The following is an 8,012-nucleotide window of genomic DNA, read 5'->3' on the forward strand; positions in this document are numbered from 1 at the left end:
GTCGAGGGTGGTGATCTGGCGCAGATCGCGGACACGCTGGCGATCGAGGACCAGAAGCAGCTCGGTGCGGTGCTGCCCGCGCTGGCGTCCTGGCGGCGCCGCGAGCAGGACCGGTCGGCGACGGCGGGCTGGCGTTACCGCGTGACGTGGGCTCCTGCCACCGAGCAGGGCACTGCACGGCTTTCGGGACAGTGGCTGGTCGTGGTCCCCGCCGAATTGACCGCGGATGACTCGGCCCAGGGGTGTGTGGCGGCGCTGGCCGCCCGCGGCGCCGAGCCCGTGATCGTCGAGATACCGGCCGCCGCCGTAGACCGTACGGACGTGGCCGCGGCGCTCGGTGCGGCACTGCCGGACGCGGGGCTCGCCACGGTGGCGGGTGTGGTCTCGCTGCTGGCGCTGGACGAGACGCCGCTGCCCGGCCGCGAGGTCGTGGCCCAAGGCCTGGCCACCACCCTCGCCCTGGTGCAGGCCCTCGGCGACGCCGACGTGGCCGCGCCGCTGTGGATCCTCACCAGCGGCGCCGTCGCGGCTGCCTCGGGCGAGGCGCCCGCCGCTCCGGTGCAGGCGCAGATCTGGGGCCTGGGCCGGGTCGTCGCGCTGGAACACCCGGACCGCTGGGGCGGGTTGGTCGATCTGCCCGCCGTATTCGACGAACGTACGGGTGCGCGCCTCGCCGCGGTGCTGGCCGGCGGCGGCGAGGACCAGGTCGCGATCCGGGAGACCGGAATCCTGGGCCGCAGGCTGTCCCGCGCCCCGCAGCCGAGCGGTTCCGAGGCCCGCTGGAAGCCGCGCGGAAGCGCGCTGGTCACCGACGGCACCGGCGAGATCGGCGGTCACGTCGCGCGCTGGCTGGCCGAACGGGGCACGTCCCGGCTGGTGTTGACCGGACGCAGCGGACCCGCGGCGCCCGGCGTCGCGGCCCTGGCCGCCGAACTGGTCGCCCAGGGAACCTCCGTGGACATCGTTTCGTGCGACACCGGGCAGCGCGCCGAGCTGGCCTCAGTGGTGGGCCGGGCCGGGACGATCGGACCGCTGAGCGCCGTGGTGCACACCGCGGAGATCGTCGACGACCGGCCGATCGACGACATCGACGTCGCCGAGCTCGCCCCGGTCCTCGCGGTGAAGGCGCAAGCGGCGCTCTGGCTCGATGAGCTGACCGCGGATCTGGACCTCGACGCGTTCGTGCTGTTCTCCTCGGTCGCCGCCGTCTGGGGCGGTGGTCAGCAGCCGGGATTCTCCGCGGCGAACGCCTTCCTGGACGCGCTGGCGGAGCGCCGCCGCGCCGAGGGCAAGCCCGCTGCCTCGGTGGCCTGGGGCCCGTGGAACGGCGGAGCGATGAGCTCCGGGGAGGACGGAGTACGGCTGGAGCGGCGCGGGCTGCGGCTGATGAGCCCCGCCCTGGCCGTCCAGGCACTGGCGCACATCCTCGACGCCGGCGAAGGCCTGGTGACGGTCGCGGACGTGGACTGGGCACGGTTCGCCCCGCCGTTCACCCTGCGGCGGCCCAGCCCGCTCATCGAGAGCCTGCCCGAGGTCCGGCAGGCCCTGGACGGCGCGGAAGCGGACGCGTCCGGGAGCGGCACGGCCCTCGACCCGGACGCCGGTACGACCCTGCAGCGGCAGCTGGCGGAACTGCCGGCCGCCGAGCAGGACCGGACCCTGGTCAACCTGGTCAAGGCCGAAGCCGCGGCCGTACTGGAGTACTCCTCGCCGGAGGCCATCGGGAGCAGCCGGGCCTTCAGCGACCTGGGCTTCGACTCCCTGACCGCCGTCGAACTGCGCAACCGTCTCGGCACGAGCACCGGCCTCAAGCTGCCCGCGACGCTGCTCTTCGACTACCCGACCCCGTCGGTGCTCGCCGGATACCTGCGCTCCGAACTGCTGGGTGTCCAGGAGCGGAACGGCGCCGTACTGGTGAGCCAGGCGCCCGCGGACGACGACCCCGTGGTGATCGTCGGCATGAGCTGCCGCTTCCCCGGCGGCGTCAGAAGCCCCGAGGAGCTGTGGGAGCTGCTGGCTTCGGGCACCGACGCGATCGGGGCGTTCCCGCAGGACCGTGGATGGGACCTGGACGGCCTGTACGACCCGGATCCGGACCGGACCGGGACCTCGTACGTGCGTCAGGGCGGGTTCGTCTACGACGCGACCGAGTTCGACGCGGGATTCTTCGGGATCAGCCCGCGCGAGGCGCTGGCCATGGACCCGCAGCAGCGGCTGCTGCTGGAGACGTCCTGGGAGGCGCTGGAGCGGGCGGGCATCGTCCAGTCGTCGCTGCGCGGCAGCCGCACCGGGGTGTTCGCGGGCGCCAGCTTCGCGGGATACGGCATGGCCGTCGACTCCGCCGAGGGCCTGGACGCACACCTGCTGACGGGCATCACGACCAGCGTGCTCTCCGGCCGTATCTCCTACACCCTCGGACTGGAGGGCCCGGCGGTCACGGTCGACACGGCCTGCTCGTCGGCGCTGGTGTCGGTGAACCTGGCCGCGCAGGCGCTGCGCTCCGGGGAGTGCTCGCTGGCGCTGGCCGGAGCGGCGTTCGTGGCGGCCACCCCCGACCTGTTCGTCTGGGTCAGCAGGCAGCGGGGCCTGGCCCCCGACGGCCGGTCCAAGTCGTTCTCGGCCGACGCCGACGGCATGGGCATCTCCGAGGGCGCGGGCATGGTGGTGCTGGAGCGCCTGTCGGACGCCCGGAGGAACGGACACCCGGTGCTGGCCGTGGTGCGCGGCTCCGCGGTGAACCAGGACGGCGCGTCCAACGGTCTGACCGCGCCCAACGGCCCCTCGCAGCAGCGGGTCATCCGGGCCGCCCTGGCCAGCGCCCAGCTGTCCACCGCCGATGTGGACGTGGTCGAGGCGCACGGCTCGGGAACGGTGCTCGGCGACCCGATCGAGGCACAGGCGGTGATCGCCACCTACGGCCAGGACCGGCCGGAGGGACAGCCGCTGTGGCTGGGGTCGGTGAAGTCCAACATCGGACACCCCCAGGCAGCGGCCGGCATCGGCGGACTGATCAAGATGGTCCTCGCGCTGCAGCACAAGCAGCTGCCGCAGACGCTGCACGCGGACCAGCCCTCGCCGCACGTGGACTGGACGGCGGGCCAGGTACAACTGCTGACCGAGGCGAGGCCCTGGGAGACCGACGGCCGGCCGCGCCGGGCGGGCGTGTCCTCCTTCGGCGTCAGCGGCACCAACGCGCACATCATCCTCGAAGAGGCCCCCGAGCCCGCGGACGACGAGAGCGCCGCGGACACCGAGGGCGCCGGAGTGCCCGACGCAGCCCCCGCGGCCCTCGACGCCGGCGGAGCCTGCGCCTGGGTGGTGTCGGGACGGACGGCGGAGGGCCTGCGGGTGCAGGCGGCCCGCCTCGCCGAATACGCCGCGGCGCGCCCGGAGTTGAACCCGGCGGACGTCGCGTGGTCGCTGACGCAGACCCGCTCCGTGTTCGAGTACCGGGCCGTGGTGACCGGCAGCGGACGCGAGGAACTGGCGAAGGGCCTGGCCGCGGTGGCGGCCGGGGAGCCGGCGCCCGGCGTCGTCACCGGGACGGCCGCGGCCGCCGAGGCGAGCGAGGCGGTGTTCGTCTTCCCCGGCCAGGGCGCCCAATGGGCGGGAATGGGCCGGGAGTTGCTGGAGACCTCGCCCGTCTTCGCGGCCCGGATCGCCGAGTGCGAGCGGGCCCTGGAACCGTACGTGGACTGGTCCCTGGCCGATGTGCTGGCCGGAGCGGACGGCGCACCCGCCCTTGAGCGGGCCGATGTGGTCCAGCCCGCGCTGTGGGCGGTGCTGGTGTCGCTGGCCGCGGTGTGGGAGGCGGCCGGCGTCACGCCGGGCGCGGTGGTGGGCCACTCCCAGGGCGAGATCGCGGCGGCCACGGTCGCGGGGATCCTGTCCCTCGAGGACGCTGCCAAGGTCGTGGCGGTACGCAGCCGGGCGCTGTCCGGGCTGGGCACCGGCGGCGGGATGCTCTCCGTCGTGATGCCCGCGGCGGCCGTACGGGAACTGCTGGCCCCCTGGGGCGACCGGCTGTCCGTCGCGGCGGTCAACGGACCCGCCGCCACCGTGGTCTCCGGCGAGACCGAAGCGCTGGCGGAGTTCGGGGCCGAGCTCGCGGCCCGGCACGTCATGCGGTGGCCGATCCCGGTGACCGACTTCGTGGCGCACTCGGCCGGAGTGGAACGACTGGCCGGTGAACTGACCGAAAGCCTGGCGGGCATCGAGCCGGTAGCCGGCCGGATCCCGCTGTTCTCCACCGTGGAGTGCCGGTGGATGGACGGCACGGAGCTGGACCCCGGGTACTGGTTCGCCAACGTCCGCCACACGGTCCGCTTCGACGAGGCGATCCGGGAACTGGCAGCGGCCGGGAACCGTACCTTCATCGAGGTGTCCCCGCAGCCGGTGCTGACCACCGGGATCGCCGAGACGATCGAGGACATGGGCGCGGCCGGCGCCCCGGTGATCACGGGGACGCTGACCCGCGAGGACGGCGGCCCGCGGCGGCTGCTGACGGCGCTCGCCCAGGTGTACGTGGGCGGCACCACCGTCGACTGGCAGCAGGTGCTGCCCGCAGGACAGCGCACGGACCTGCCCACCTACGCCTTCCAGCACCAGCGGTACTGGCTCGGCGCGTCCCGCGTGAACACCCCGGCGGCCACCGGCGGGGACGGCGCGGCGACAAAGGCCGAGGCCCGCTTCTGGGCGGCGGTCGAGGGCGGGGACCTGCAACACCTGGCCGACACGCTGGCGGTGGACGGACAGCGGTCCTTCCACGAAGTGCTCCCCTCGCTCGCCACCTGGCGACGGCGCGAACGGGAGCGGGACGTCACGGGCAACTGGCGGTTCCGGGTGAACTGGGCTCCCCTCACCGACCCGGCCCCGGTCACTGTGTCCGGCACCTGGCTGGTGGCGGTCCCGGCCCACCGGACCGGCCGTACCCAGGAGTTGACCCAGGCCTGCATAAGGGCGCTCGCCGTCCGGGGCGCTCGTACCGAGGTCGTCGAGGTCGAGCCCGGTACGGCGCGGCGCGAGCAGCTGGCCGCCGAGATCACCCGGACCCTGCAGACCGGCGCCGAAGAGGGGACACCGGCGCGGGCGACCGCCGTGGTGTCGCTGCTGGCGCTGGACGAGGCGCCGACCGCGCAGTGGCCCGTGGTGCCCGGGGGAGTGCTCGGCACGCTGACCCTGCTGCAGGCACTGACCGACGCAGGGGTCACCGCGCCGCTGTGGATGCTCACCTCCGGGGCGATCGCCACCGGCCCCGGCGATGTGCTCAACCACCCGGTGCAGGCACAGACCTGGGGACTCGGCCGGGTCGTATCCCTGGAGCAGCCGGAACGCTGGGGCGGTCTGATCGACCTGCCCGCCGTGTTCGACGAACGCGCCGCGAGCCGTCTGTGCTCGGTGCTCGCCGGCTGCGACGAGGACGAGGTCGCGATCCGGCCCGCAGGAATCCTGGGCCGCCGTCTGACCCGGGCCCCGCAGCCGAAGGCGGGCCAGGACTGGACGCCGCGCGGCACCGTGCTGATCACCGGCGGGACCGGTGCGATCGGCGGCCACGTGGCCCGCTGGCTGGCCGGCCGCGGCGCGCAGCGGCTCGTCCTGGCCAGCCGGTCGGGACCCGCCGCCGACGGCGCCGTGGAACTGGCCGCGAGCCTGGCGGCCGCCGGGACCCACGTCGAGGTCAGCACCTGCGACAGCGCCCTGCGTCCCGACCTGTCCGCACTCATCGACCGCATCGCGGCCGACGGGCCGCCGCTGACCGCGGTCATGCACACCGCGGGCGTCCTCGACGACGGCGTGCTCGACCGGATGACCGCCGACCGGCTGGCCACGGCGCTCGCGGCCAAGGCCGCCGGCGCCGCCCACCTCGACGAACTCACCGCCGACCTCGACCTCGACGCGTTCGTGCTGTTCTCCTCGGCCGCGGCCACCTTCGGCGGCGCGGGCCAGGCCAACTACGCGGCGGCGAACGCGTTCCTGGACGCGCTGGCGGACAACCGGCGCTCCCGGGGCCTGACCGCGCTCTCGGTGGCCTGGGGCCCCTGGGCGGGCGACGGCGTGTCCCAGGCCAGCGACGCGGCCCGGCAGCGGCTGCGCCGCAACCGCTGGGAAGTCCTGATGGACCCGGACCTGGCGGTCAAGGCTCTGGGCGGGGCACTGACGGGCCCGGACACCGTACTGACGGTGATGGACCTCGACCTGCCCGCGCTGGCGGCCGCTCCCGGCCAGGCGGAGTTCCTGAACATCCCGCTGCTGCGCGACCTGCCGGACGTCCAGCAGCTCAAGGCGGCGCCGCGGGCGGAGACCAGCGGGCAGCCGGCCGAGGGCGAGCTGGCCCAGCGGCTGACCGGCCTGACGCGGGCGGAGCAGGACCGGATGCTCGTGGACACGGTCCGGGACGAGGCCGCCGCCGTGCTCGGCCACTCGAGCTCCGACGACGTCGAACCCGGCCGCGCCTTCAGCGAGATGGGCTTCGACTCGCTCACCTCGGTCGAGCTGCGGAACCGTATCGCCACGGTGACGGGCCTCGCGCTGCCCGCGACGCTGATGTTCGACTACCCCAATCCGACGGTGCTGGCCGACCACCTGCGGATGACACTGCTCGGTGCCCTGGCGGAGAACACGGCGGCCCCGGATGTCCCGGCCGCCGCGGCCGCCGACGGCGAGCCGATCGCCGTCGTGGCGATGAGCTGCCGCTTCCCCGGCGGGGTGAACACCCCCGAAGAACTCTGGGAGTTGCTGGCCGCGGGCGGCGAGGGAATCTCGGAATTCCCGCAGGACCGGGGATGGGACACAAAGGCCCTGTTCGACCCCGACCCCGCGCACGCCGGGACCACCTACTCGCGCCGGGGCGGGTTCCTCCACCAGGCGACCGAGTTCGACGCGGGGTTCTTCGGGATCAGCCCGCGCGAAGCGGTCGCGATGGACCCGCAGCAGCGGCTGCTGCTCGAACTGTCCTGGGAGGCCCTGGAGTCCACCGGCCTCGACCCGGCATCGCTGCGCGGCTCGCGCACCGGGGTCTTCGTCGGCGGGTACTCGTCCAACTACGCGCTGGCCAGCCTCCAGCTCGCAGACCAGGACGGCGCCGGGCAGGTCGAGGGCCACCTGGTGACCGGCAACGCGACGAGCATCATCTCCGGCCGTATCTCCTACGTGCTGGGCCTGGAGGCTCCGGCGGTGACGGTGGACACGGCGTGTTCGTCGTCGCTGGTGGCGCTGCACATGGCCGCTCAGGCACTGCGGTCGGGGGAGTGCTCGCTGGCGCTGGTCGGCGGTGTCTCGGTCATGGCGACGCCCTGGGAGATGGTGGGCTTCGCCCGGCAGCGCGGCCTGGCGGCCGACGGACGCTCCAAGGCGTTCTCGGCCTCCGCCGACGGCATGGGCGTGGGCGAGGGCGCCGGCATGATCGTCGTCGAGCGGCTGTCCGACGCCCTGCGCAACGGCCACCAGGTGCTCGCGGTCGTACGCGGCAGCGCGATCAACCAGGATGGTGCGTCCAACGGTCTGACGGCGCCCAACGGCCCGTCCCAGCAGCGCGTGATCCGCGCCGCCTTGGCCAGCGCCCAGCTGTCGGCCAGCGATGTGGACGTGGTGGAGGCGCACGGTACGGGAACGCCACTGGGCGACCCGATCGAGGCGCAGGCACTGCTGGCCACGTACGGCCAGGAGCGCGCCGGGGAACGGCCGTTGTGGCTGGGCTCGGTGAAGTCCAACATCGGACACACCCAGGCCGCGGCCGGCATGGCCGGAGTCATCAAGATGGTGCTGGCGATGCAGCACGGCGAACTGCCGAAGACGCTGCACGTGGAGGAGCCCTCGCCGCACGTGGACTGGTCGGCCGGTGAGGTGCAGTTGCTGGCCGAGTCGGTGCCGTGGCCCGCCGGGGACCGTCCGCGCCGCGCCGGTGTGTCGGCGTTCGGTATCAGCGGCACCAACGCTCACGTCATCGTGGAGGAGGCCCCTGCTCCTGCCGAGGCTCCCGCTGAGGGCGAGGGGGCCGGTGCGCCGGAGACCAC

General features: G+C 74.2%; 1 protein-coding gene. It reads left to right on the forward strand.

Annotated elements, in window-relative coordinates:
• The coding region (locus AC4IJH_RS42770; protein WP_490857450.1) for a type I polyketide synthase at positions 1-8,012 on the forward strand (8,012 nt) is incomplete at both ends.

The sequence above is a fragment of the Streptomyces sp. UF-297 genome (assembly GCF_058245575.1).